The sequence below is a fragment of the Bacillus salacetis genome, from assembly GCF_049177075.1.
GTDB classification, from domain to species: Bacteria; Bacillota; Bacilli; order Bacillales; family Bacillaceae_B; genus Rossellomorea; species Rossellomorea salacetis_A.
On sequence record NZ_CP185377.1, the window covers coordinates 1,391,920 to 1,414,861 of the forward strand.

The 22,942-nt window shown below is 41.5% G+C and carries 23 protein-coding genes; 16 read left to right on the forward strand and 7 right to left on the reverse strand.

Features of this window, described 5'->3' with window-relative positions:
* Positions 1 to 10: 10 nt before the first annotated feature.
* Entirely contained in the window at positions 11 to 319 is a 309-nt protein-coding gene (locus ACOJQI_RS07050; RefSeq protein WP_421384380.1) for a YlaH-like family protein, read from the forward strand.
* Positions 320 to 361: 42 nt separating this feature from the next.
* Here ACOJQI_RS07050 and ACOJQI_RS07055 read toward each other — a convergent pair whose 3' ends face one another.
* Positions 362 to 736 carry a hypothetical protein gene (locus ACOJQI_RS07055; protein WP_421384382.1) on the reverse strand — a complete coding sequence of 125 codons (375 nt, stop codon included), beginning with the start codon at positions 734 to 736 and terminating at the stop codon, positions 362 to 364.
* Positions 737 to 800: 64 nt separating this feature from the next.
* On the reverse strand, positions 801 to 1,001 hold the full coding sequence (locus ACOJQI_RS07060; protein ID WP_421384383.1) for a YlaI family protein: 201 nt from the start codon (positions 999 to 1,001) through the stop codon (positions 801 to 803).
* Between the two features lie 130 nt (positions 1,002 to 1,131).
* Between ACOJQI_RS07060 and ACOJQI_RS07065 the strand changes: the two genes are divergently transcribed.
* Positions 1,132 to 1,587: a pyridoxamine 5'-phosphate oxidase family protein gene (locus tag ACOJQI_RS07065; protein WP_421384385.1), complete on the forward strand. Its 456-nt coding sequence runs from the start codon at positions 1,132 to 1,134 to the stop codon at positions 1,585 to 1,587.
* Between the two features lie 33 nt (positions 1,588 to 1,620).
* On the opposite strand, the gene ACOJQI_RS07070 is transcribed toward ACOJQI_RS07065, so the two are convergent.
* Complete coding sequence (locus ACOJQI_RS07070; protein ID WP_421384387.1) at positions 1,621 to 2,253, reverse strand: YhcN/YlaJ family sporulation lipoprotein; 633 nt, start codon at positions 2,251 to 2,253, stop codon at positions 1,621 to 1,623.
* A gap of 180 nt (positions 2,254 to 2,433) precedes the next feature.
* Here ACOJQI_RS07070 and ACOJQI_RS07075 point away from each other — a divergent pair, with 180 nt between their 5' ends.
* Positions 2,434 to 3,762, forward strand: a complete 1,329-nt coding sequence (locus tag ACOJQI_RS07075) for a PhoH family protein (protein ID WP_421384388.1) — start codon at positions 2,434 to 2,436, stop codon at positions 3,760 to 3,762.
* 75 nt (positions 3,763 to 3,837) lie between these two features.
* Here ACOJQI_RS07075 and ACOJQI_RS07080 read toward each other — a convergent pair whose 3' ends face one another.
* Positions 3,838 to 4,338, reverse strand: a complete 501-nt coding sequence (locus ACOJQI_RS07080; RefSeq protein WP_421384390.1) for a peptidyl-prolyl cis-trans isomerase — start codon at positions 4,336 to 4,338, stop codon at positions 3,838 to 3,840.
* Between the two features lie 147 nt (positions 4,339 to 4,485).
* Here ACOJQI_RS07080 and glsA point away from each other — a divergent pair, with 147 nt between their 5' ends.
* The 4 genes from glsA (at position 4,486) to pyc (ending at position 10,978) form a co-directional block, all read left to right on the forward strand.
* Complete coding sequence (gene glsA, locus ACOJQI_RS07085; protein WP_421384391.1) at positions 4,486 to 5,412, forward strand: glutaminase A; 927 nt, start codon at positions 4,486 to 4,488, stop codon at positions 5,410 to 5,412.
* Between the two features lie 324 nt (positions 5,413 to 5,736).
* Positions 5,737 to 6,018, forward strand: coding sequence for a YlaN family protein (locus ACOJQI_RS07090; protein ID WP_421384393.1), 282 nt, complete (start codon positions 5,737 to 5,739; stop codon positions 6,016 to 6,018).
* Positions 6,019 to 6,161: 143 nt separating this feature from the next.
* Positions 6,162 to 7,379, forward strand: a complete 1,218-nt coding sequence (locus tag ACOJQI_RS07095; protein WP_421384395.1) for an FtsW/RodA/SpoVE family cell cycle protein — start codon at positions 6,162 to 6,164, stop codon at positions 7,377 to 7,379.
* A gap of 158 nt (positions 7,380 to 7,537) precedes the next feature.
* On the forward strand, positions 7,538 to 10,978 hold the full coding sequence (pyc, locus tag ACOJQI_RS07100; protein ID WP_421384396.1) for a pyruvate carboxylase: 3,441 nt from the start codon (positions 7,538 to 7,540) through the stop codon (positions 10,976 to 10,978).
* 87 nt (positions 10,979 to 11,065) lie between these two features.
* Here pyc and ACOJQI_RS07105 read toward each other — a convergent pair whose 3' ends face one another.
* Positions 11,066 to 11,971, reverse strand: a complete 906-nt coding sequence (locus ACOJQI_RS07105; RefSeq protein ID WP_421384398.1) for a COX15/CtaA family protein — start codon at positions 11,969 to 11,971, stop codon at positions 11,066 to 11,068.
* Positions 11,972 to 12,540: 569 nt separating this feature from the next.
* On the opposite strand from ACOJQI_RS07105, the gene cyoE reads away from it, so the two are divergent.
* From cyoE to ACOJQI_RS07145, 8 genes are all read left to right on the forward strand, one after another.
* Entirely contained in the window at positions 12,541 to 13,455 is a 915-nt protein-coding gene (gene cyoE, locus ACOJQI_RS07110; RefSeq protein WP_421384399.1) for a heme o synthase, read from the forward strand.
* 98 nt (positions 13,456 to 13,553) lie between these two features.
* Positions 13,554 to 14,633 (forward strand): cytochrome c oxidase subunit II, encoded by a 1,080-nt coding sequence (coxB, locus tag ACOJQI_RS07115; protein WP_421384401.1) that lies wholly within the window; start codon positions 13,554 to 13,556, stop codon positions 14,631 to 14,633.
* 29 nt (positions 14,634 to 14,662) lie between these two features.
* A complete protein-coding gene (gene ctaD, locus ACOJQI_RS07120; RefSeq protein WP_421384402.1) occupies positions 14,663 to 16,534 on the forward strand; it encodes a cytochrome c oxidase subunit I in 1,872 nt (623 codons plus the stop codon).
* Positions 16,534 to 17,163 carry a cytochrome c oxidase subunit 3 gene (locus ACOJQI_RS07125; RefSeq protein ID WP_421384404.1) on the forward strand — a complete coding sequence of 210 codons (630 nt, stop codon included), beginning with the start codon at positions 16,534 to 16,536 and terminating at the stop codon, positions 17,161 to 17,163. The genes ctaD and ACOJQI_RS07125 overlap by 1 nt, the downstream gene beginning before the upstream one ends.
* A gap of 4 nt (positions 17,164 to 17,167) precedes the next feature.
* A complete protein-coding gene (ctaF, locus tag ACOJQI_RS07130) occupies positions 17,168 to 17,500 on the forward strand; it encodes a cytochrome c oxidase subunit IVB (protein ID WP_421384405.1) in 333 nt (110 codons plus the stop codon).
* Between the two features lie 381 nt (positions 17,501 to 17,881).
* Complete coding sequence (ctaG, locus tag ACOJQI_RS07135; protein ID WP_421384407.1) at positions 17,882 to 18,799, forward strand: cytochrome c oxidase assembly factor CtaG; 918 nt, start codon at positions 17,882 to 17,884, stop codon at positions 18,797 to 18,799.
* A 39-nt stretch (positions 18,800 to 18,838) separates the two neighbouring features.
* Positions 18,839 to 19,300 (forward strand): DUF420 domain-containing protein, encoded by a 462-nt coding sequence (locus tag ACOJQI_RS07140; RefSeq protein WP_421384409.1) that lies wholly within the window; start codon positions 18,839 to 18,841, stop codon positions 19,298 to 19,300.
* 106 nt (positions 19,301 to 19,406) lie between these two features.
* The gene (locus ACOJQI_RS07145; RefSeq protein WP_421384410.1) at positions 19,407 to 20,549 is read left to right on the forward strand and encodes a GNAT family N-acetyltransferase; all 1,143 of its coding nucleotides are present in this window, start codon (positions 19,407 to 19,409) and stop codon (positions 20,547 to 20,549) included.
* A 44-nt stretch (positions 20,550 to 20,593) separates the two neighbouring features.
* On the opposite strand, the gene ytvI is transcribed toward ACOJQI_RS07145, so the two are convergent.
* Together ytvI and ACOJQI_RS07155 are read right to left on the reverse strand one after the other, a co-directional pair.
* Positions 20,594 to 21,652, reverse strand: coding sequence for a sporulation integral membrane protein YtvI (gene ytvI / locus ACOJQI_RS07150; RefSeq protein WP_421384412.1), 1,059 nt, complete (start codon positions 21,650 to 21,652; stop codon positions 20,594 to 20,596).
* 177 nt (positions 21,653 to 21,829) lie between these two features.
* Positions 21,830 to 22,189, reverse strand: a complete 360-nt coding sequence (locus tag ACOJQI_RS07155; RefSeq protein ID WP_421384414.1) for a YugN family protein — start codon at positions 22,187 to 22,189, stop codon at positions 21,830 to 21,832.
* Positions 22,190 to 22,392: 203 nt separating this feature from the next.
* On the opposite strand from ACOJQI_RS07155, the gene ACOJQI_RS07160 reads away from it, so the two are divergent.
* Complete coding sequence (locus tag ACOJQI_RS07160; protein ID WP_421384416.1) at positions 22,393 to 22,842, forward strand: CBS domain-containing protein; 450 nt, start codon at positions 22,393 to 22,395, stop codon at positions 22,840 to 22,842.
* Positions 22,843 to 22,942 lie beyond the last annotated feature (100 nt).

Genomic DNA, 22,942 nt, shown 5'->3' on the forward strand with positions numbered 1-22,942 from the left:
TGATCAGAAAATGGTAACTGAACGTTTGTCCTTTTTCGCATCCTTATACGGAGTGGAACAAAATCCTACACTCGGTATGTGGCTTTTATACATTACCATCATCGCATTATCGGTTTTGGTGTATAAATTGGGGTTTGCAAAAAAATTGCCGCTATTGAAGTCAGCCGTCATTTACTTTTTCCTTGCGGCTGGTTCAACAGTGTTGACGTTTTTAGGGATCTTCCTGCCAGTAGCGGAAGGGCTCGTTGTCGCAGCGTTGATATTAATTATCTATAAAGTCAGGCTGCGCAGGCATAAAAACGAAGAGGCAAGCTTATAAAAAAAAGCAGAGGTTTTTTACCTCTGCTTTTTTTATTTGGGATTAATTAAGTTTCTCACCTTTTAAGAAAGGATACAGCAGGACCATCGACAGCATGAAAAGAAAGTGTGCTATGATCCAATAAAGAAAAGCTTCCCAGTTATTTACTTCCGGAACCTCCTTGATAGCAAGAACCGATAAGGGGAAATACATAAAAAGTGCGGGGATTGTCAGGCTTGCCGCTAAAAACCATCTCTGTTTAAACCCGCTTCCCCACCTGCAGGAAAGGTAATAAAAGGTCAGTCCCAACAACCAGGAAACAACCAAGTGGAAGAAAAACTCTATAGCTTCCGGCCACTCGATGGTACCAAGCAGAGGAACGAAGTCAATATTAAGCAAAAGTGTATACACTTTTTGGTTCGTGAGACTTTCGACCATTTTTAAAATTGCTCCGATGAATATTCCGGAAAGGATACCTAAAAGACTTCCTTTAATTAAAGTATCAGAAGTCATTTTTAGATTTTGCTGAACGATATAGACGGAAATTTCCAGTGTCTGCGCGTTCTTTTGTTCTTCTGGTAATTCTGTCTTGGCATTTTTCACACATGTACGTATGGATCGGTCTGTTTCTTAAGCGTTTCGCTGTTAACGATTCATCATCAATTGACTCAATCACATCACATAGAGTGCATTTTACCCTCATATTAGACACCTCCATGTCTCGATGCGTATGTATTTTGTATTTAGTATATCATGGAGTGGTTCAATCATGAATTTTTTTCTATTCTACTCTTTGCTGATGTATAATATTAGTAATAAAAGGAGGGATTTCATTGGAGAATCGAATTGAATCGAAATTGATTCCTGTTTTATTTGAAGAACTTCAGCAAGAAAGGTTTATAACAGTGTCTACTGTTGATTACAAAACGGGCGGCCCCAACGTCAGCGCCATTTCCTGGGTCTTTGCTGAAAGTGAAGAGAGCATTCTCTTTACCGTTGACAGCCGTTCCCGGATTATCAAGAACATTGCTGCGAATCCACTTGTTGTGTTGAACATTATTGCAAATGAATCCTCCTATTCGATTTGTGGAAGGGCAGAGCTGAAGTCTGAAAAGTTGAATGAGGTTCCTATTAACCTGTCCCTTGTTTCAATAACGATAAATGAAGTCAGGGACGTCATGTTTTATGGTGCAAAGATCTCCGTTGAACCCCAATACGAAAAGACATACGATAGAGAAGCTGCCGATCGTCTGGACCGGCAAGTAATAGAAGCCATGAAGAAAGCTTAGTTCAAAAGCTTATCCATGGCTTCTTTTCTGTTTTTATTGATTATTATTTTTGTTGGTATTCCGGTCTTTATAGTTATTTGACTGGTCATCCTGTTCTTTTTCCAATTGCTTTTCTTGCTGTTGATCTGCCTTGTTCCTGGATTCATCAGGGGCTTCATCAGGATTCAATTGCTGTGTATTCTTAGGCAGTTCAGGCATGAGACGTCCAGCAATATCCGACAGTTCGTTCAAAATTCCTTGTACCGGTCTCCCGTTTTCAATGTCTTTGCCGACTTCTTGTAGGCGTGCATAGAGGTCCGGGTCTGCAATAATCATTGCATTGGCCCCGTTGGGATCGTCTTTGAGAGCTTCTGCCACAGAATATTTTATGGTTCCCACCTCGGACCTTTCTACATTTGAATCAACATCTATGCCGACAAATGCGTATCTTCCTAAAACGACAGCAGTGGCATCCTCGACATCAGGGACGGCTGTGGCAATACGGACAAGGTTTCTTGACACTTCCTGGCTTGTCTCATTATGCTGCTGTTGAATATTGCTGTTTTCAACGTTAATGGGCCTGGGGTTATCTCCAGATTGCCGATTATCATATGCTGTTTGGTTATATTGCTGATTACAGCCGGTTAAAAAGGCACCCAATAAGAACATAGTAAGCAGTTTTTTCATTATGCAACCTCCGAAATTATTATATCTGTATTTCTTATTGTGTAATCTTCTTCTATATTTATTCCTTGGTTCATATATTTTAGCAACGGGCCGTCCTATTTAAGTGGACTCTTAAGTAATAACCGGATGAAGAGGGTCTACATACAATAGTATAAGAATAGAGGAGCAGGAGGCATCGATTTGAAAAAAATTTACGTACTAGATACCAATGTCTTGTTGCAAGACCCGCAAGCAATTTTTTCCTTTCAAGATAATGAAGTGGTGATTCCCGCAGTTGTATTAGAAGAAGTTGACAGCAAAAAACGCTACATGGATGAAATTGGGCGCAATGCAAGGCATGTATCGAAACTAATTGATAGCTTAAGGCAGCAAGGAAAGCTCCATGAAAGTATTCCGCTATACAACGGCGGGTCATTGCGGATAGAATTGAATCACAGGTCTTTTCATCAGCTTCAGGAAATCTTTGTGGAAAAGACAAACGATAACCGGATACTGGCGGTCGCAAAAAACCTTTCTCTGGAAGAGGAAACAAAAGAAGAAGGCCGGCAGGTTATATTGGTAAGCAAGGATACACTGGTCCGTGTAAAAGCTGATGCACTGGGGCTGCAGGCAGAAGATTTTCTGAGTGACAGGGTAGTGGATGTGAGTGACATCTATAGCGGCTTCATTGAAATGTATATTCCTAAGGAGCTGCTTGATAAATTTTATGAAAAAGGCGAAATCCCGTTAGCTGATATTACTCAGCATCCATTCTACTCAAATCAGTTCCTGCTGATGAAAGATTCAATGGGAAGCTCAGCATCAGCAGTGGGGATCGTAGATATAACAGGAAAATATGTTAGGAAGTTCATATACGATCAGGATCATATCTGGGGAATCAAACCAAGGAATGTCCAGCAGACTATGGCGATGGAATTGCTGCTTAGGGAGGATATCCCACTGATCACCATGATAGGAAAGGCAGGGACAGGCAAGACGCTGCTTGCGCTGGCGGCAGGTCTGCTTCAGACAGAAGATCTTCAGGCGTATAAAAAGCTGTTAGTAGCAAGGCCGATTGTACCGGTGGGAAAAGATATCGGGTTTCTTCCAGGTGAAAAGCAGGAGAAGCTGAGACCTTGGATGCAGCCGATTTTCGATAATCTTGAATATTTGTTTAACACAAAAAAACCCGGTGAATTGGATGATATACTGGCCGGTATGGGTTCCATTGAAGTGGAAGCACTAACCTATATCAGGGGGAGAAGTATACCTGAACAGTTCATCATTATTGACGAAGCACAAAATCTTACCAAACATGAAGTGAAAACAATCCTGACAAGGGTAGGGGAAAAGAGTAAAATCGTCCTCATGGGAGACCCCGGTCAAATCGACCACCCTTATCTTGATGAATATAATAACGGGCTGACTTACGTAGTGGAGAAGTTCAAGGACCATCCGGTCGCCGGTCACATCAAACTCATGAAAGGGGAAAGATCGGGGTTGGCCCAGCTGGCAGCCGATATTTTATAACCCCATTAAAAAACACATTAACACAATATGAAAAAAACGATTCAGTTGTTCCATCCTGAATCGTTTTTTTATGGCTTATTTTATTGTTATAGACCTGACATTTTTGATGGGTTCGTTTGCATTTGAACCATCCTTGAAGTATACATGAACTGGCCCATCTTCTTTCAATGGCTTACCATCCTTCGAAAACCCAAGCAGGATTTCATCGCCTTTTGATAAAGGGAGGCTGATATCTTGATCTTCGGTGAGAATGACAAGGGTGTCTGCACTGCTCTCTGGCTCGGCATTCTTCAAGAAAGGAGCAAGCGGTATACCGAAAGTGCCATTCAGCACTTTTTCTTTCTGATATTTTTTCTCGGTTTTCAGGGTTGGAGGCGCGGTTGCACCCTCTTGTATTTCTCTCGTCCAGTTTTTTGACATATTTTTTGTATATTCATCTAATTCATTAACAGCTTTTTCTTCATTTTGAAAATATGTATTTAAGTCGACTTTTCTGTCATCAAAAATCCAGACGCCCGGATCTAATGTGATTTGGTATTTAACCTTTCCTGTCAAAGGTACAATTGATGCATCCATCTTAAGTTCCCTCCATCTATGTAATAATTCCAGTATATCAGATAATACACCGCTTTCACATCTTTGCTGATTTTCTGCAATGAGTAACGGCTGGTTATGTTGGGAAAAGATATAGGAAGAACTATTGAGGGGAAAGGAGGCACAGGAATGTATATAGATAATGAAATACTTTCAAATATGGTCAATGAAGCACGTCCCATCTCTTCCGCAGGGAGGCTTGTGGATTATATACCAGCTTTAAAGAAGGAGAATAAAGGTGACTTGGCGGTATCCGTTTGCTTTTTGAATGGAGAATTTTTTTATGCAGGTGACTATCTCGAAAAATTCACATTGCAAAGTATATCAAAGGTCATAGCCTTAGCGCTGGTATTGATGGACAATGGAGAGGAAGAGGTGTTTTCAAAGGTGGGGATGGAACCTACCGGCGACCCTTTCAATTCGATCGTCAAGCTGGAAACGAGCAGAGTATCAAAACCATTGAATCCCATGATCAATGCGGGTGCATTGGCGGTCACCGACATGATAAAAGGAACAACAAATGAAGAAAAATGGGAAAGGTTATTGGAATTTGTAAGGTTATTAAGCGGTGACAGAGATGTAACATATAATACGGAAGTTGCAGAATCTGAGTTCAATACCGCATTTCTGAATCGTTCCCTTGGTTATTTCATGAAGCAGCACGGTATCATTAAGGGCGATATTGAGCACTTAATCTATGTTTATACGAAGCAGTGTGCAATAGAGATGAACTGTCAGGATCTGGCGAAAATCGGCGCAGTTTTCGCAAATGATGGAGTCGACCCGGTCACAGGCAAGCAATTAATTACAAGAGATGTCGCCCGTATTTGTAAAACGTTCATGGTAACATGCGGCATGTATAACTCATCTGGTGAGTTTGCCATAAAAGTCGGAATCCCGGCGAAAAGTGGTGTGTCGGGCGGTATCATGTGCTCGGTACCCCGTAAGTGCGGGATTGGCATATTTGGTCCTTCATTAGATGATACGGGAAACAGCATTGCAGGTTTAAGGCTCCTGGAGCTGATGGGAGCCGAATATAAATGGAGTATTTTTTAGGGCCGGCTTGACTGCGTTCGTCGTGTTTCCTTTATCTCATACGAGAGCCCTCCAATCCGTACGGCGCTGAACGGCCGCATCCGCTTTTGTTTTGTCTAGTTCCGATGCCCCATCGCCTAGCGTACTTCAGTCTTCCTCCTTGCGATAAGTCATCATCGAATCGCTTCGCTCTTCGTGATTCCTTTATCTCATGCGGAAGCCTTCCAGTCCGTACGGCGATTAACGGGGCATCTCCACATTTCTTTTCCCCTTGCATTTTCTTCGGTTTAGCGATAAAATTTTAAGATAAGAGAGTCGCTATTTGTACGGAATGGGGGGATCATTATGGCGTCTGAGATGAAAATCGACCATCGTGAAAAAGCCTATCAGCTGCTGAAGGCTGACGCAGATAAAATATTAAAGCTTATTAAAGTACAGATGGATAATTTAACGATGCCCCAATGTCCTTTATATGAGGAAGTGTTGGATACTCAAATGTTCGGATTATCCCGTGAGATAGAATTTGCTGTCCGTCTCGGACTTGTGGATGAAGTAGATGGTAAGACCCTTATGGATTCTTTAGAGAGAGAGCTTTCAGCATTGCATGAGGCTTCGACCAAAAAATAAATATCTTTGAAAACTCAAACAAAAAGAAAGTGCTTGTTTGGGTTTTTTTACTAGACATCATAACTGCCGTTTCTATTTAAAGACTTTAGAAGGATTTCTTAGTTTTTAATAGAATATCTATAAAAAAGGGATAGGAAGAGATTATGCTCATAAAAAAAATATTAAAATCGTACGATTACTCACTAATAGCTGTTTATTTATTCTTGGTTTTTTTTGGTTTGATTATGATATATAGCGCGAGTATGGTGACGGCTGTGGAATTCTATGAAACTAGCAGTGATCATTTCTATAAAAAACAATTATTTAATATTTTAGTCGGTTTCGGGGCTTTTTTATTTGCTGCTGTCTTCCCATATAAAGCATTTACACGGTTTAAGCTTCCATTAAAGGTGCTGATGCTGGGTACAATCGGTCTCTTGCTGGCTGTTCATTTCGTTGGGGTCGAAGTGAACGGGGCGCAGAGCTGGCTGAATATCGGATTCATGCAGATCCAGCCATCAGAGTTTGCAAAGCTGTCAGTCATCATATACTTATCGGCTGTTTATGCCAAAAAGCAGGATTACATAGATCAATTGAATGTTGGCGTTATGCCCCCTTTGCTGCTGTTTGGCTTCATCTGTTTCCTGGTATTCCTCGAACCCGACTATGGAACAGCGGGGATCATCTTCGTGATCGGCTGTTTTGTTATTCTTTGCTCTGGGATAAGTTTTAAAATGTTTTTTAAGCTGGGTGCTGTTGGGGCTGTTTTCATGCTTGTCGTTTCACCATTTGTTTATCTGGGAAGAAATTATATCTTCACGGAAGAGAGAATGGGGAGGATCCATGCATACCTTGACCCCTTCCAATATGCACAGGGTGAAGGGTATCAGCTTGTCAATTCCTATCTGGCTATAGGAGCCGGAGGTGTTAAAGGACTGGGCCTTGGGCAGGGTATCCAGAAACTTGGTTATCTGCCGGAGTCACATACAGACTTTATCATGGCCATCATCGTTGAAGAGCTTGGTTTGCTTGGGGTGGCGTTCGTCATTCTCGGTCTCGCTTATATTGTATTAAGAGGAATCTATACAGGTGTAAAAAGCAGGGATCCGTTTGGCACCATGCTTGCCATAGGTATATCAAGTATGATCGGCCTCCAGGCATTCATTAATCTTGGAGGGGTTTCGGGTGTGATTCCGATAACCGGAGTCCCGCTTCCTTTTGTCAGTTACGGGGGGTCATCCTTGCTTGTCCTGTCCCTGTCAATGGGCGTTCTCGTCAATGTCTCTATGTTTGTGAAATATGATGAAAAGTACAGGCTGAAAAAGGAAAAACCTGTTGTCGCCAGCAGGGAAGTTAAAAACGTATACAATATCCATCAATAAAGTGAACATGGGCTGGTATTCAAGAAACTTTCTAGAAATCAGCCCTTCTATATAAGCAGACTTGTTTGAAAAATTAAAAATTTCTATTTAATTTTTCTGCATCTGCGGCTGTCAATATACATAACTGACATGATTACTGCTTAAAGGAGAGAGTAGACTTGAAAAAATTCAACAAAGTATTAGTGGCAAACCGAGGAGAAATTGCAATTCGTGTATTTCGTGCATGTACAGAATTAAACTTGAGAACAGTTGCGGTTTATTCAAAAGAGGATTCAGGTTCCTATCACCGATATAAAGCGGACGAGGCCTATTTAGTAGGAGAAGACAAAAAGCCGATCGATGCCTATTTGGATATAGAAGGTATCATTCAAATTGCCAAAAAAGCCGAGGTGGATGCCATTCACCCTGGGTATGGATTCTTGTCTGAAAATATTAATTTTGCCAAAAGATGTGAAGAGGAAGGTATAACCTTCATTGGTCCTCATTCAGAACACCTTGATATGTTTGGAGATAAAGTAAAAGCACGACATCAGGCGCAGCTGGCTGACATTCCAGTCATCCCGGGGAGCGACGGTCCGGTATCAGGCTTGGATGAAGTGGTCCAATTTGGAAAGATCCACGGTTATCCCATCATCATTAAGGCTGCACTTGGAGGCGGCGGAAGAGGGATGAGGATTGTCCGAGGCCCTGATCAGGTGAAGGAATCTTATGAAAGGGCTAAATCTGAAGCGAAAGCTGCATTTGGAAATGATGAAGTATATGTAGAGAAATTTGTAGAGAATCCCAAGCATATTGAAGTACAGATCTTGGGGGACGAGCAGGGAAATATCGTTCATCTTTATGAAAGGGATTGTTCCGTCCAGCGCAGGCATCAGAAAGTTGTAGAAGTTGCACCGTGTGTATCGCTTGATGAGCAGCTCCGTGATGAAATATGCAATGCTGCAGTACAATTGATGAAAAACGTAAACTATGTAAATGCAGGAACGGTTGAATTCCTTGTTGCAGATAACCGCTTTTACTTTATAGAAGTGAATCCAAGGGTGCAGGTTGAACATACCATCACCGAAATGATCACAGGGATAGATATCGTCCAGTCGCAAATCATGATTGCGGAAGGAAATGAACTGCATGGAGCAAAAGTCGGAATCCCTGCCCAAGAAGACATTTCAATTCACGGGTACGCAATTCAGTCTAGGGTGACAACGGAAGATCCATTAAATAACTTTATGCCTGATACTGGGAAGATTATGGCCTATCGCTCCGGGGGCGGTTTTGGTGTGAGACTGGATGCCGGCAACGGATATCAGGGGGCTGTCATTACTCCATTCTATGATTCTTTGCTGGTAAAAGTATCAACTTGGGCACTGTCCTTTGACCAGGCTGCTTCCAAAATGGTAAGGAACCTGCAGGAATTCCGTATTAGAGGGATTAAGACAAACATTCCATTCCTGGAAAATGTCATTAAGCACGATCAATTCTTGACCGGCCAGTATGATACATCCTTTATTGATACAACGCCGCAGTTGTTCATATTCCCTAAAAGGAAAGACCGCGGGACGAAAATGTTATCTTATATCGGGAATGTAACTGTCAACGGTTTCCCGGGAATCGAGAAGAAAAAGAAACCTGTGTTTGATAAACCGAGGATTCCTAAACCAGCAGAGATGCCGGAAATGAAAAATGGGACAAAGCAAGTTCTCGACGAACACGGTCCTGAAGGGTTGGTCAAATGGGTGAAAGATCAGAGTAATGTACTTTTGACCGACACCACCTTCAGAGATGCCCATCAATCACTGCTTGCAACAAGAGTCAGAACAAATGATTTAAATGCAATAGCAGACCCGACAGCCCGTTTGCTTCCAGATCTGTTCTCCCTTGAGATGTGGGGAGGGGCAACCTTTGATGTCGCCTATCGGTTCCTGAAAGAAGATCCTTGGGACAGGCTGATCACACTGCGTGAGAAGATTCCGAATGTAATGTTCCAGATGCTCTTAAGGGCTTCCAATGCAGTAGGATATAAGAATTATCCTGACAATGTTATTCGCGAGTTTGTTGAAAAATCATCATTCTCAGGAATTGATGTATTCCGTATTTTTGACAGCCTCAACTGGGTGCAGGGAATGGAAACGGCTATTGACGCTGTAAGGCAAAATGGAAAGATTGCCGAAGCTGCAATTTGCTATACCGGCGATATCATGGATTCTGCCAGACAGAAATACAATGTACAGTACTACAAGAATCTTGCTAAAGAACTCGAAGCTCAGGGAGCTCATATCCTGGCTATCAAGGATATGGCAGGACTGTTGAAACCACAGGCTGCATACCGCTTGATTTCTGAGCTGAAAGATACTGTGGATCTTCCTATCCACCTACACAGCCACGATACAAGCGGCAATGGCATATTCATGTATGCCAAAGCCATCGAAGCTGGAGTGGATATTGTCGATACTGCTTTGGGGTCGATGTCAGGATTGACATCACAGCCAAGTGCAAACTCACTTTATTATGCTGTTAAAGGAACAGAAAGAGAGCCGAAAGTGGATATGGATTCACTTGAAAAGCTTTCACATTACTGGGAGGACGTCAGAAAATACTATCATGACTTTGAAAGTGGAATGATGTCTTCTCATACAGAGGTTTATCAGCATGAAATGCCTGGAGGGCAGTACAGCAATCTTCAACAGCAGGCAAAAGCAGTCGGTCTTGGTGACCGCTGGGATGAAGTTAAGGAGATGTATTCCAGGGTCAATCACTTGTTCGGTGATATCGTCAAGGTTACCCCTTCTTCAAAAGTTGTTGGCGATATGGCGTTATTCATGGTTCAAAACGACTTAACAGAGAAAGATGTATTGGAGCGTGGAGAAAAAATTGATTTCCCTGATTCTGTAATTGAATTGTTTGAGGGTTACTTGGGCCAGCCGTATGGCGGATTCCCTGAAAACCTTCAAAAAGTGATTCTCAAAGGGAAAGAACCAATTACGGTGAGACCTGGTGAACTTCTTGATGACGTCGATTTTGACAAGCTTAAAGAGAAATTATTCAAGGATCTTGACCGTCAGGTAACAAGCTTCGATGCCATAGCTTATGCCTTATATCCTAAAGTTTTCATGGAATACAACCAGATGGTGGATACATTCGGCGACATTTCAATGCTTGATACACCAACCTTCCTATATGGAATGAGGCTTGGGGAAGAAGTAGAAGTGGAAATTGAAAAAGGGAAGACATTGATCGTAAAGCTGATTTCCATTGGACAGCCGCAAGCTGATGGTACAAGGATTGTATATTTCGAGCTAAATGGACAGGCGCGTGAAGTGGTCATTAAGGATGAAAGTATCAAGGCAGCGGTCGCTTTGAAACCGAAAGCCAATCCAAAGAATGAAAGCCATATCGGCGCCACAATGCCTGGAACGGTACTTAAAGTAATTGTGGAAAAAGGGGAGAAAGTGAGTCAGGGTGATCACCTCCTGATCAATGAAGCAATGAAAATGGAAACTACTGTACAGGCACCATTTACCGGGACCATTAAAGAAATACATGTAAAGAGCGGGGATGCCCTTGCACCTGGTGATCTTCTGATTGAAATAGATCGTATATAAGAATACAAAAAAGGATGGGGACCTCCCCATCCTTTTTTGTACTTTTTAAAATAATAGTTTACAATGCAGCTGCCTTGCCTGCTTTATCTATCGGCGCAGTTTGCTTCTCGATGCGATAAGGTTGAAGTAGCAAAGCAATCCGAACAAACAAGATATAATTAAAGCGTGAGCAAGGGCGACTAAAAGGTTAAGCCTAGTGAAAACGGTCAATGCACCGGTTGTTGCCTGTAATGTAACGAGGATAAGAGCAATGATCCAGCCCCAGTAAAGGACTCTCTGATCCTTATAATTTTTCACTGCCAAGTATGCTGCATAGGCTATCCAGAAGAAGATAAGAGCAGCGGCAAATCTGTGTCCCATTTGTATCCATTCATACATGTTAGAAGGCCATGCCGGACTATCATTCAGGCATAAGGGCCAATCCCGGCAGATTAAGCTGGAATTAGTGTGCCTTACTAACGCTCCTGTATAGACAACAATATAGCTGTAAAGGGTGATGCCCAGGATATGGAACCTCATTTTCCGATCGATGACAACCTTGTCCGCATCGAATTTCTTATCTACCTCAAAGATCAGCAGAGTCAAGAGCAGAACGGCAGCAAAAGAAATCAGCGAGATACCAAAATGAAGAGCAAGGACAAAATCGGATTGAGCCCATATAACAGCAGCTGCACCGATTAATGCTTGCGCCAGCAAGAAGAAAAATGATAGAACAGCCAGAAGCTTTGTTTCTCTTTTATATCCAATGGCTTTCCAGGACCAGACAGCAAGAATAAGAACCAGTATTCCCACACTGCCTGAAACCAGCCTGTGCGATAACTCTATCACAAGCTCGAATGTTATCTGGCTTGGAACGAATTCCCCGTTGCACAGCGGCCAGGAGCGCCCGCAGCCCATGCCTGATTCCGTCTTGGTAACCAAAGCACCGCCGAGCAGAACGAAAAGCATTCCCAGGGTGGTAATGACACTTAACCATTTCAAACCTTTATGCAATCTATTCACCTACTTTAAAATAAACTCTCAAACTTTCAATTGATATTAGACACATTAAATGATAGAAAATTGCGATGGGTATAATTGCATAGAAAAAAGTATTCTGCAAAAATGTACGCCTTTAGAATGATACCTAATAAAACCTTAAAAAACAACAGATAAAATGTTACAGAAAAACGAGAATACAGGTTGATACTTTCCTCTGTACTAGATTTGCAGGAAGATGGAATTCATGACTTGTTCTAAAAATGACGAATGTTTGTAAGCGTTTCAACTGAAATTATGATATGATGATTTTATGAAATAATCTATATATTAGGAAAGGAAGCTGGATGACACAATATCGCCATATTTCATTTCGTTCTATTTCCCAAAAAGAAAAAATTCTGTGGTTTAATATAATATTGACAGCTGAAATTTTAGACTATTTACAGGCTTCACAGTGATTTTTCGGGTTAATTATAGGAAATCTATTAAATTCCTGTATGGTTATAGAAATGGAAATGGAATTCCTTTATAGTATAGAGGTGGGGAAAACCTCTGTTAACTAAGAGAGAGGAGGGGGAAAGATGTCTAACAGCAGAGTAATTGCAGATATGAAAGATGCAGATATTCCGGTTACTACAGCATGGAAAGACTTTTTGGCCCTTATTAAAATTGGTATTGTCAATTCCAATTTAATTACAACTTTTACAGGTATGTGGCTGGCTTTTTATTTTACTAATACACATTTCCTGAATTCACTTGATACGATGTTCCTCACTCTGGCAGGGTCAGCGCTGGTAATGGGCGGATCGTGCAGTATCAATAACTACATTGATCGGGACATCGACCATTTGATGGAGAGAACCAAAGGACGGCCTACGGTAACGGGCAAAATTACCGGCAGCAAGGCATTGCTGATTGGTTTGCTGATGGTTACTATAGGAACTGTTCTTTTATTTATGACAACCGTAACAGCTGGGGTTATAGGCATTATTGGAATTTTCAGCTATGTGGTTCTGTATACGATGTGGTCTAAAAGACAGCACGTAAGCAATACAGTTGTCGGAAGCATTTCCGGAGCTGTACCTCCGCTGATTGGCTGGGCTGCAGTCGATGCCAATCTTGATATAATCGCCTGGATGCTGTTTGCCATTGTATTCATCTGGCAGCCGCCGCATTTTTATGCCTTGGCTATGAAACGCGTAGAGGAATACAGAACGGCAAATATTCCTATGCTTCCGGTTGTGAAAGGTTTTGCAGTTACAAAGAATCACAGTGTGTTATGGGTGGCTGCCCTGTTTCCGATTCCATTCTTTCTGATGGAACTCGGCCCTGTATTTTTTACGCTTGCAACTGCATTTAACATTGGATGGTTGGCTTTAGCTCTTTCTGGTTATAAAATGAAAGATGACCTTAAATGGGCAAGGCTGATGTTTGTTTATTCCTTAAACTACTTGACTATCCTTTTTGTAGCGATGGTCATTGTAACCGTCATCTAATTAGTTCGGGAATTCTTTCTATAGGAAATCCATATAAAATAAGTTTCAGTCCTTGTTTTACAAAAGTACATTACACGAAAGAGGGGTTTGATTAAGCTATGAAAGCAAGGCTATCTAAATGGCGCCTGTTGTCGGTTCTCACACTGATGGCGCTCGTTCTTTCCGGCTGTGGAGAACCATTTGTTTCTACATTACAGCCTGCCGGTGAAGTGGCACAGATGCAATATGATCTTATGATCTTGGCTACCACTATCATGGTTCTCGTTATAATAGTAGTTGCAATTGTTTATTTTGTTGCTATTGTACGTTTCCGTCGTAAAAAAGGCGACGAGAATAAGATTCCTAAGCAAGTCGAAGGAAGCCATACACTAGAGGTTATCTGGACAACTGTCCCGATTATCCTGCTTCTAATCCTGGCTGTACCGACAGTGTCCGCTACGTTTAAATTGGCTGATACGGATGCTATGGAAAAGAAAGATGCGGAAGGAAACCGCGAAGCACTTGTGGTGAATGTCCGTGCCAACCTGTATTGGTGGGAGTTTGAATATCCTGACCAAGGCATCATCACTTCCCAGGATCTTGTTGTGCCGACTGACAGAAAGGTATATTTCAATGTTACTGCTTCTGATGTTAAGCACTCCTTCTGGATCCCTGCGGTCGGTGGTAAAATGGACACGAACGTTGATAATGTCAATACGTTCTTCCTTGAGTTTGATAGTGAAGCTGCCGATGAAGTGGGCAACCTCTTCTATGGAAAGTGTGCTGAACTTTGCGGACCATCCCATGCTTTAATGGACTTCAAAGTAAAAGCTATCTCTCAAGATGATTTCAACAGCTGGGTAACAGCTATGCAAGAAACAGAAGAGCCTGCTCCTACAACTGAATTGGCTCAACAAGGACAAGAAATCTTCAATCAAAAATGTATGAGCTGTCACGCGGTTTCCGGTCAGGATCAAAGACCAGAACAGGCACGTCTTGCGCCTAACCTTGCTAACTTTGGTGAGCGTTCCCGTGTAGCTGGTATTCTTGAACATAATGAAGAAGAATTGAAAAACTGGCTGGTAGATCCGGAACAATATAAACCTGGTAACAAAATGACAGGTACGTATGGAAAATTGGATGAACAGCAATTAGATGCCCTGGCAGAATACCTGATGGGCTTAAAAGTACAAGATTAATTTGGGGAAAGTAAAAGGGAGGTTTAATCGTGAGTAGCTATGCACAAAAGAAAGGCTTTGGCGCCAATCTTTGGGACTACTTAACAACAGTAGACCACAAGAAGATTGCTATTCTCTACCTGATGTCAGGTGGGTTCTTCTTCTTGCTTGGCGGACTTGAAGCCTTGATTATACGTATTCAGCTTGCCGTTCCGAACAGTGATTTTATCAGTGCAGGCTTATACAATGAAGTGTTGACAATGCACGGTACGACGATGATTTTCTTGGCAGCCATGCCGCTCATCTTCGCATTCTTGAATGCCGTCGTTCCATTGCAGATTGGTGCACGTGACGTTGCATTTCCATTCTTGAATTCACTTGGTTTTTGGTTGTTCTTCTTTGGAGGAGTATTCTTAAACCTATCTTGGTTCCTAGGTGGAGCACCTGATGCGGGATGGACTTCCTATGCATCTTTATCCTTGCACTCAGAAGGCCATGGGATTGACTTCTATGTATTGGGTCTTCAGATATCCGGTGCGGGAACACTTATTGGTGGTATCAACTTCCTTGTTACCATCATAACAATGCGCGCTCCAGGGATGACTTACATGCGTATGCCTTTGTTCACTTGGACAGCATTCGTAACTTCAGCTCTTATCTTGTTCGCATTCCCGGCTTTGACTGTCGGATTATTCTTAATGATGTTTGATCGTATGTTCGGTTCGAACTTCTTCGATGTTGCAGCAGGAGGAAATACAATTATCTGGGAGCATTTCTTCTGGATCTTTGGACATCCTGAAGTATATATCTTGATCCTTCCGGCATTCGGTCTTTTTTCTGAAATTATTCCAACGTTCTCAAGAAAGCGTTTGTTCGGATATTCTTCAATGGTATTCGCAACAGTTCTTATCGGTTTCTTAGGATTCATGGTATGGGCTCACCATATGTTCACTGTTGGTCTTGGCCCTATCGCTAATGCAATCTTCGCAGTTGCTACAATGGCGATTGCCGTTCCTACGGGAATCAAAATCTTTAACTGGTTATTCACAATTTGGGGCGGAAGCATTGCTTTCACAACTCCAATGCTATACGCGGTTTCATTTATCCCAACGTTTACTCTTGGAGGGGTGACGGGGATTATGCTTGCGTCAGCTGCGGCTGACTATCAATTCCATGACACATATTTCGTCGTGGCCCACTTCCACTACGTTATAGTAGGTGGAGTAGTACTGGCATTATTAGCCGGAACGCATTTCTACTGGCCGAAAATGTTCGGTACAATGTTGAATGAATTCCTTGGCAAGATTACATTCTGGCTATTCTTTATCGGATTCCATTTAACATTCTTTATCCAGCATTTCTTAGGACTGATGGGTATGCCTCGTCGTATCTGGAAGTTCTTGCCTGGTCAAGGATTTGAAACAGCTAACCTTGTAAGTTCGATTGGAGCAGGACTTATGGGAATTGCTACAATCATTTTGTTAATCAATATCATCATGACTCAAGTTAAGGGTGTGAAAGTCGGCAATGACCCTTGGGGTGACGGCCGTACTTTGGAATGGGCTATTCCTTCTCCTCCTCCATTCTATAACTTCAAGCAGACGCCGCTTGTTCGCGGATTAGACGCTTGGTGGTTAGAGAAAATGGAAGGAAAGAAAGAATATACTCCAGCTGAGCCAATCGGTGACATTCACATGCCAAACAATTCCATTCTTCCATTTACTATGTCCATTGGATTATTTGTAGCTGCCTTTGGTGCAATGTATCATGTGGATGATAAGGCATGGGCAATTCCGGTTCTTATTATCGGAATGCTGATCACGCTTGGATCAATGTTCCTTCGTTCTGTTATTGATGATCATGGATATCATATCCACAAAGAAGACCTTCTTGAGGATTCCGACAAAGGAGGTAAGGCATAATGCATACTGAAGAAAAATTCACACCAAAAACATGGCCGGCAGCCCCTGAAAAGGCTACGCTGGAAGCTAAAAATAAGTTTCTTGGATTCTGGTTTTTCCTTGGAGGAGAAACGGTACTATTCGGTTCTTTGTTTGCGACATATCTTGCTTTGAAAGATAGTGTACCAAGCCCTGACCATGCACTGGCAAAAGATCTTTTTGATCTTCCGCTTGCATTCGTGGCGACTATGCTTCTTTTAACAAGTTCATTGACAAGTGTTTATGCTATGTATCATATGAAAAACTACAGTTTTAAAAATATGCAGGCATGGCTCTTGATCACGGTATTACTTGGACTGGGATTCCTTGGACTTGAAATTTATGAGTTCAATCATTATGTCCATGAATATCATCATACCTTTACCAGCAGTGCATTTGGTTCAGCCTTCTATGCATTGGTTGGATTCCACGGTGCCCACGTTGCCTTCGGGCTTCTATGGATCATTTCATTGATGGTTAGAAATGCCAAGCGTGGACTGAACCTTTACAATGCACCAAAGTTCTATGTTGCTAGTTTATACTGGCACTTTATCGATGTCGTGTGGGTATTCATCTTCACGGTAGTATATCTAATGGGAATGGTGGGATAAACTGATGGCGAATGTACAATCAAACTCAGGTAACCCAAGCGTAGATTACGAATATCGCCGTAAGAAAAATGCAGAAGATATGAGGATGCAGGTAGTATCATTTGCACTGATGATCTTCTTAACGTTAGTGGCTTTCGTTGCTGTAGCAGGAGGTTTCTCTAAATGGTTCGTAGTACCATTTATCCTTCTACTGGCTGTAGTGCAGTTGATATTCCAATTGTATTACTTCATGCATATGAGCCATAAAGGTCATGAAGGACCTGCATTATTCCTGTACTCAGGAGCATTGGTTGCCTTCATCACTGTCTTGACGTTCATGACAATCGTCTGGATTTAAATACAAAAGAAAAAACCCTTGAAACTGTTTAACAGCAGTTTCAGGGGTTTTTTTATTGTTTAGGAGTTTACATACGTCCATCAAAAGAGGAGCGGGAAGAAAATGATGCCCCCAAATAGGATTTATACCGTCCTCAAAAAAAGTGCGGAGTGATACTCTAAAACCCCCATTCCCAGCCACCTGGATCCACCTCCAATATTCAAAAACGGGATCTTGTTCTTTTACGAAGTCATGAACCTGAAGTGAAAATCCATCTAAAGTCTTTCAAAGCTTGTGGAAGAATGGCTAAATGTCATGAACTTGTCATCAGCTGACGTTGAACTGTCGAATCCTGCAACGTATAATAAGGTTGAGCATTCCTAGAGAAATGAGGTAATCATTATGCATTTAGGTATTTTCGGATTTTTTGCATTATGGAGTCCGTTATTCATAATCACTATTTTATTTATGACAGCAGTTTACTTTTTAATTACAGTAAAATGGAGAAGCAGTTTCAAAGAAAGTGAACCACTTACTATTAAACAGGCATCATACTTCCTGATTTCGATGATATTGCTGTATGCCATCAAAGGTTCTCCTGTTGAAGTGATGAGCACCATGCTGTTTTCTGTTCATATGACGCAAATGGCAACACTTTATTTGGTGTTTACGCCAGTGTTGCTGCTGGGAATCCCAAGTTGGGTGTGGAAGAGTGTAATTGAGCTGCCCGTGATCAAGTCGATATTCAGAGTGGCTACAAAACCTCTTATTGCATTAGTGTCTTTTAACATTGTGTTCTCTGTGTATCATATTCCGGCTGTTTTTGATAATGTCAGAACAGATGTGACACTGCATGGGTTGTTCACGTTTATTCTATTCATTTTGGCTGTCTTCATGTGGTGGCCGCTTTTGAATCCAGCAAACAGCAAAAACGATTTGCATGGACTTAAGAAAATTGGATATATATTGGGCAGCGCCGTCCTGCTGACCCCTGCATGCGGTTTGATCATCTTTGCGGAAAATCCGCTTTACGCAACATATTATGACCCGAAAGAGTGGTTGAAGGCCCTAGCGCTGTGTGTCCCGACGAACACCCTGTCAGGTTTGAGCTTAAGCGGTCCCGAGCTGTTCACCTCTATGTCTTTGGAGCATGACCAGCAGCTTGGCGGAGTCATTATGAAGATCATTCAGGAAATTGTTTTTGGTGTTGTACTTGCAAGTTTGTTCTTCCAATGGTACAAAAAAGATCAAGCAGAAGCAGCCCATTCATTCCAAAACTATGAGTCAGCTGGTTTAGCTGATCCTAAGCCAGTAGAATAACATACGACTTTTACCAAAGAGAAAAGAGAGGAAGAAACCATGTCATTACCAATTTTACCGACGATTAGTACAACTTTCATCGTTTTAAGCGCCATAACGGTTGCAATAGGATGGTGGCAGATTAAACAGCGAAAGATTGAAGCGCATAAGAAAACGATGTTCACAGCAGCGGTATTTGCTTTGATCTTCTTCATTATTTATATGAGCCGTACGATATTCGTTGGGAATACCTCCTTTGGCGGCCCTGATGATATCAAAATATACTACACATTATTTTTGATTTTTCATATAACCCTTGCTACCACAGGTGCAGTCTTTGGATTGGTTACCATTTGGTCTGGCTATAAAGAGAATTATAAACGCCATAGAAAACTGGGTCCTATTACCAGTGTTATATGGTTCTTCACTGCAACGACAGGTGTGGCGGTTTATGCCCTGCTGTACGTTCTATATAAAGGCGGAGAAACAACATCTGTCATAAAGGCCATTCTTGGTTTTTAATGATTATTCATGGAGCTGGTGATATCACCTGCTCTTTTTTTATCGTTAACTGAATAAAGGAATAGCATGGGACTCCGTAGAATAAAAAATGAAGGGGTGAATAATTATGGCAATCAAAAGACTCGACAAAAATCAGTATGAAGATTCTTTAAATCTTTCTATGTATGCTTTTCAATACAATGTGCCCGAGGAGGAGAAAGAAAAAAGGTTCAGGCAATTGGATGACCATGAACTTTATGGAATAGAAGTGAAAGAGGAACTTGCCGCCAAACTGCATTTGCTTTCTTTGGATGTATATATGGGGGAAAGGGAATTTAAAATGGGTGGAATTGCGGGAGTAGCAACATATCCGGAATACAGGCGAAAAGGTTTTGTGAAAGAATTATTGACCTTTACTTTAAAAAGAATGAAGGAAAAAGGGCAGACGATATCCATGCTTCATCCATTCTCCATAGCATTTTACCGAAAGTATGGATGGGAATTGTTTACTACGTTAAAGAAAGTCAAAGTAAGCCGGTCAGAACTCAAGATGTTTGACGAAGTCCCTGGTAATGTAAGAAGGTTTGATAAGAATAACTATCCTCCTGTACTGGAAGAGATATACAGAGCTTATGCAGTGAAATACAGCGGTATGTTGTCGAGAGAGAAACAATGGTGGAAGGAAAGGTCAATAACAAACTTGAATGTGGCTGTCTATTATGACAGTGAAGGTGAAGGAAAAGGATATATCTTATACTCTATCAAAGAGGAAAAAATGAAAGTAGAGGAACTGGTTGTTTTGAATTCGGAAGCCAGAAGCGGCATGTGGAACTTCATCTGTCAGCACGACTCCATGTTAAAAGAAGTTGAACTCGTCCTGTCCCCAGATGATCCGATTGTCTTCCTCTTGGACAATCCAAAGACAGCAACAGAGCTGCACCCTTACTTTATGGCAAGGATTGTTGATGTTAAAGCATTTCTGGAACAATTCCTATCTTCCTTTAATGAAGAGGTATCCCTAAAGATTTCAGACCAATATGCCCCTTGGAACAATAAGGTATTTACCATTACTTCAGATGGGGTAGTCATTGAGCAGGATGAGAGTCCTAATGTGTTGGAAATGGAAGTGAATGCTCTGGTTCCTCTATTTTTTGGCAATTACTCTGCTGAAAAATTATTTGAGATGGGCTTGATTAAAGGCAGCCAGGAAAGCATTTCAGGTTTGAAGAATATTCGAGCCAATCCTGGGTTATTTATCGACTTTTTTTAAAATCAATAAAGGCAGGTCCCTCATCGGGACCTGCCTTTATGTATTTATATTTTAAAGTTCATCTTGATGATACCTGCTTCTTTAGCGGAATTGAACACTATCAAAATCAAAGGTCCCAATATAAACCCAAGGACTCCAAGCAGTTTAAGGCCTAAATACATCGCAATAAGTGTAGCCAGCGGAGAAAGACCGATATGGCTTCCCATTACTTTCGGTTCAACAGTCCGTCGGATTATCAAAAGAACAGCAGCTAAAATTGCCAATTCCGTACCCAAGGTAAGGTTGCCCGATAACAGGTGATAAAGGGCCCATGGTCCCAGGACAACAATCGAACCGATCAATGGAATGAAATCTATGACCCAGATAACAATGGACATCACGACAGCGACATCTGGCGCGATAAAGAGAAGGCCGATTAAAGAAACTACAAAAATGATAATGCTGACCAGGAACTGAGCTTTAAAGAAACCGAATATGACATAGGAGAGCCTTGAAGTCATAAAGTTGACCTTTTCTGCAGTCTTTTCCGTCAAATGGCCGAATATGGCCTGTTTGATCCTTGGCAGATCGAGCATGAACATGAATAAGGCAATCAGAAACACAAGGAAACTGACCAGATAGTTAGGGATATAAGCAAGAAATGCACTTATTTTTTCAATATCCAAATACTCTTTCAAGCTGTTTTTGAAACTGTTCAAAAAGTCTTGTACCTCTTTGCTTGTTTCGGTAACAATTTCAATCGGCAGATCTTTAGCGGCATTCGTCAGCTGTTTTTCGTAGGAAAGCCAGATATTGCTTAACTGATTTATATATGCAGGTATATCTTCCACCAGTTTTACGCCTTCTCCCACAACCTTTGTAATCACAAAGTATGAAAGAACCCCGATGGACAGAATAAAAATGATAAAGACGATCAGGACAGCAAGTTTCCTTTTAATCTTGAACCTTCTTTCAAGCATTTTTACTGCCGGGTCCAACAGCAATGCTGTCACTATGGCGGTTATTAGGGGGATTGAAACCGGAAGGATATAATAAATCAATAAAATAGTAATGATGACAGCGATGGTGATCACTAACATCTTTTTGGAGAGAAACTTCGTCAATTTGAGGCCCCTTTCTACATATGTACCTATTAACTATTATATTATAATAGGACCTTTACTGAACAGAGTGCAGGCTTGCCTTAAACGTTTTTTTTCGTAATTTAGAATGGCCTTTGTTGAATGATTTAAAAAAGCCGGCAGAAAGGATTGTCCTTTACTGCCAGCTGCCATGTTTCTTTATTCAGCAAATCCCGTAACTTCAGCTTTGATTTCAGCCAAAAGTTTTTCACAAGTAGTTACAAGGTGTGCAGGGAAGTGTTCACCTTCGCCGTATTCCACACCATGCGGGTAATAGTGTTTTCCTAATAGTGGTGTCATAAGCTGTATTACGGCATCGTGTCTTCCGATGTCCCCACTTACTGAATGACCTTGAATTCTCAGATAGTATGTACCTTCTTTGATTTCAAATTTTTTGTCATAAGTAACTCGTTCATAATCCCACTGGCCTTCTCTAAGCATACCATGTGATTTCATGACTTCATCAAGCCTGTTTAAATCCGCTTTCATTTTATCGACGCCAGAAGCTTCAAATCGCATAAATAATCCCTCCTATATCATCAACGCATTCTTATCTTTTCATTATTATCCAGACAAAATGCAAAAAAATCCTCATCCTTTATAATAGTGTAATTCTTCCATAGTTGCAACGAATACATTGTGACGAATTTAGTAAATTCCTTTTGTCCGGGCGAATACTTCTTTTTTAAAGGAGAAAGATAGGAGAAGGAAACAATAATCGAATGGAGGATCCAGCCGTGATCGTAAAAGAAATTATGACCAGTAATGTGGAGACATGTACACTGCTTGATAATGTATTTGAAGTAGCTGTCAAGATGAAGGAGAATGACGTTGGAGCCATTCCGATTGTGGATGGTGATCATCTGGTAGGCATGATCACTGACCGGGACATTGTCGTTAAAGGGGTTGCTGAAAAACATCCCGGGTCATCCAAAGTAGAACAAGTAATGAGCGATGAGTTAATCACAGTGGGGGTTGAGGCAACAATTGACGAGGCAGCGTCATTGATGAGCCGACATCAAATAAGGAGGCTTCCTGTGGTTGACGGCCAAAAGCTTGTTGGAATTGTTTCTCTTGGAGACCTGGCTGTAAGAGATACTCTCGACCATCAAACCAACATGGCAATTGAAGAAATATCAGAACCCGATATCAAAGCCAATAAACCTATCTGAATTGAAAGCAGCCGGGATGGAGTCTGCCCTTATTCAAGAGGTTCCAAATAAGCTGCTGGAAATGTAAGTGCTGATAATAAGCTATGAAGCTGCCGTCTCC

What these genes read in the sequence shown, in the direction of transcription:
- ACOJQI_RS07050 (WP_421384380.1), top strand. Translation starts at nt 11, where the DNA reads ATGGTAACTGAACGTTTGTCCTTTTTCGCATCCTTATACGGAGTGGAA.
- ACOJQI_RS07055 (WP_421384382.1), bottom strand. Translation starts at nt 736, where the DNA reads ATGGTCGAAAGTCTCACGAACCAAAAAGTGTATACACTTTTGCTTAAT.
- ACOJQI_RS07060 (WP_421384383.1), bottom strand. Translation starts at nt 1,001, where the DNA reads ATGAGGGTAAAATGCACTCTATGTGATGTGATTGAGTCAATTGATGAT.
- ACOJQI_RS07070 (WP_421384387.1), bottom strand. Translation starts at nt 2,253, where the DNA reads ATGAAAAAACTGCTTACTATGTTCTTATTGGGTGCCTTTTTAACCGGC.
- ACOJQI_RS07080 (WP_421384390.1), bottom strand. Translation starts at nt 4,338, where the DNA reads ATGGATGCATCAATTGTACCTTTGACAGGAAAGGTTAAATACCAAATC.
- glsA (WP_421384391.1), top strand. Translation starts at nt 4,486, where the DNA reads ATGTATATAGATAATGAAATACTTTCAAATATGGTCAATGAAGCACGT.
- ACOJQI_RS07090 (WP_421384393.1), top strand. Translation starts at nt 5,737, where the DNA reads ATGGCGTCTGAGATGAAAATCGACCATCGTGAAAAAGCCTATCAGCTG.
- ACOJQI_RS07095 (WP_421384395.1), top strand. Translation starts at nt 6,162, where the DNA reads ATGCTCATAAAAAAAATATTAAAATCGTACGATTACTCACTAATAGCT.
- cyoE (WP_421384399.1), top strand. Translation starts at nt 12,541, where the DNA reads ATGTCTAACAGCAGAGTAATTGCAGATATGAAAGATGCAGATATTCCG.
- coxB (WP_421384401.1), top strand. Translation starts at nt 13,554, where the DNA reads ATGAAAGCAAGGCTATCTAAATGGCGCCTGTTGTCGGTTCTCACACTG.
- ACOJQI_RS07125 (WP_421384404.1), top strand. Translation starts at nt 16,534, where the DNA reads ATGCATACTGAAGAAAAATTCACACCAAAAACATGGCCGGCAGCCCCT.
- ctaF (WP_421384405.1), top strand. Translation starts at nt 17,168, where the DNA reads ATGGCGAATGTACAATCAAACTCAGGTAACCCAAGCGTAGATTACGAA.
- ctaG (WP_421384407.1), top strand. Translation starts at nt 17,882, where the DNA reads ATGCATTTAGGTATTTTCGGATTTTTTGCATTATGGAGTCCGTTATTC.
- ACOJQI_RS07140 (WP_421384409.1), top strand. Translation starts at nt 18,839, where the DNA reads ATGTCATTACCAATTTTACCGACGATTAGTACAACTTTCATCGTTTTA.
- ACOJQI_RS07145 (WP_421384410.1), top strand. Translation starts at nt 19,407, where the DNA reads ATGGCAATCAAAAGACTCGACAAAAATCAGTATGAAGATTCTTTAAAT.
- ACOJQI_RS07155 (WP_421384414.1), bottom strand. Translation starts at nt 22,189, where the DNA reads ATGCGATTTGAAGCTTCTGGCGTCGATAAAATGAAAGCGGATTTAAAC.
- ACOJQI_RS07160 (WP_421384416.1), top strand. Translation starts at nt 22,393, where the DNA reads ATGGAGGATCCAGCCGTGATCGTAAAAGAAATTATGACCAGTAATGTG.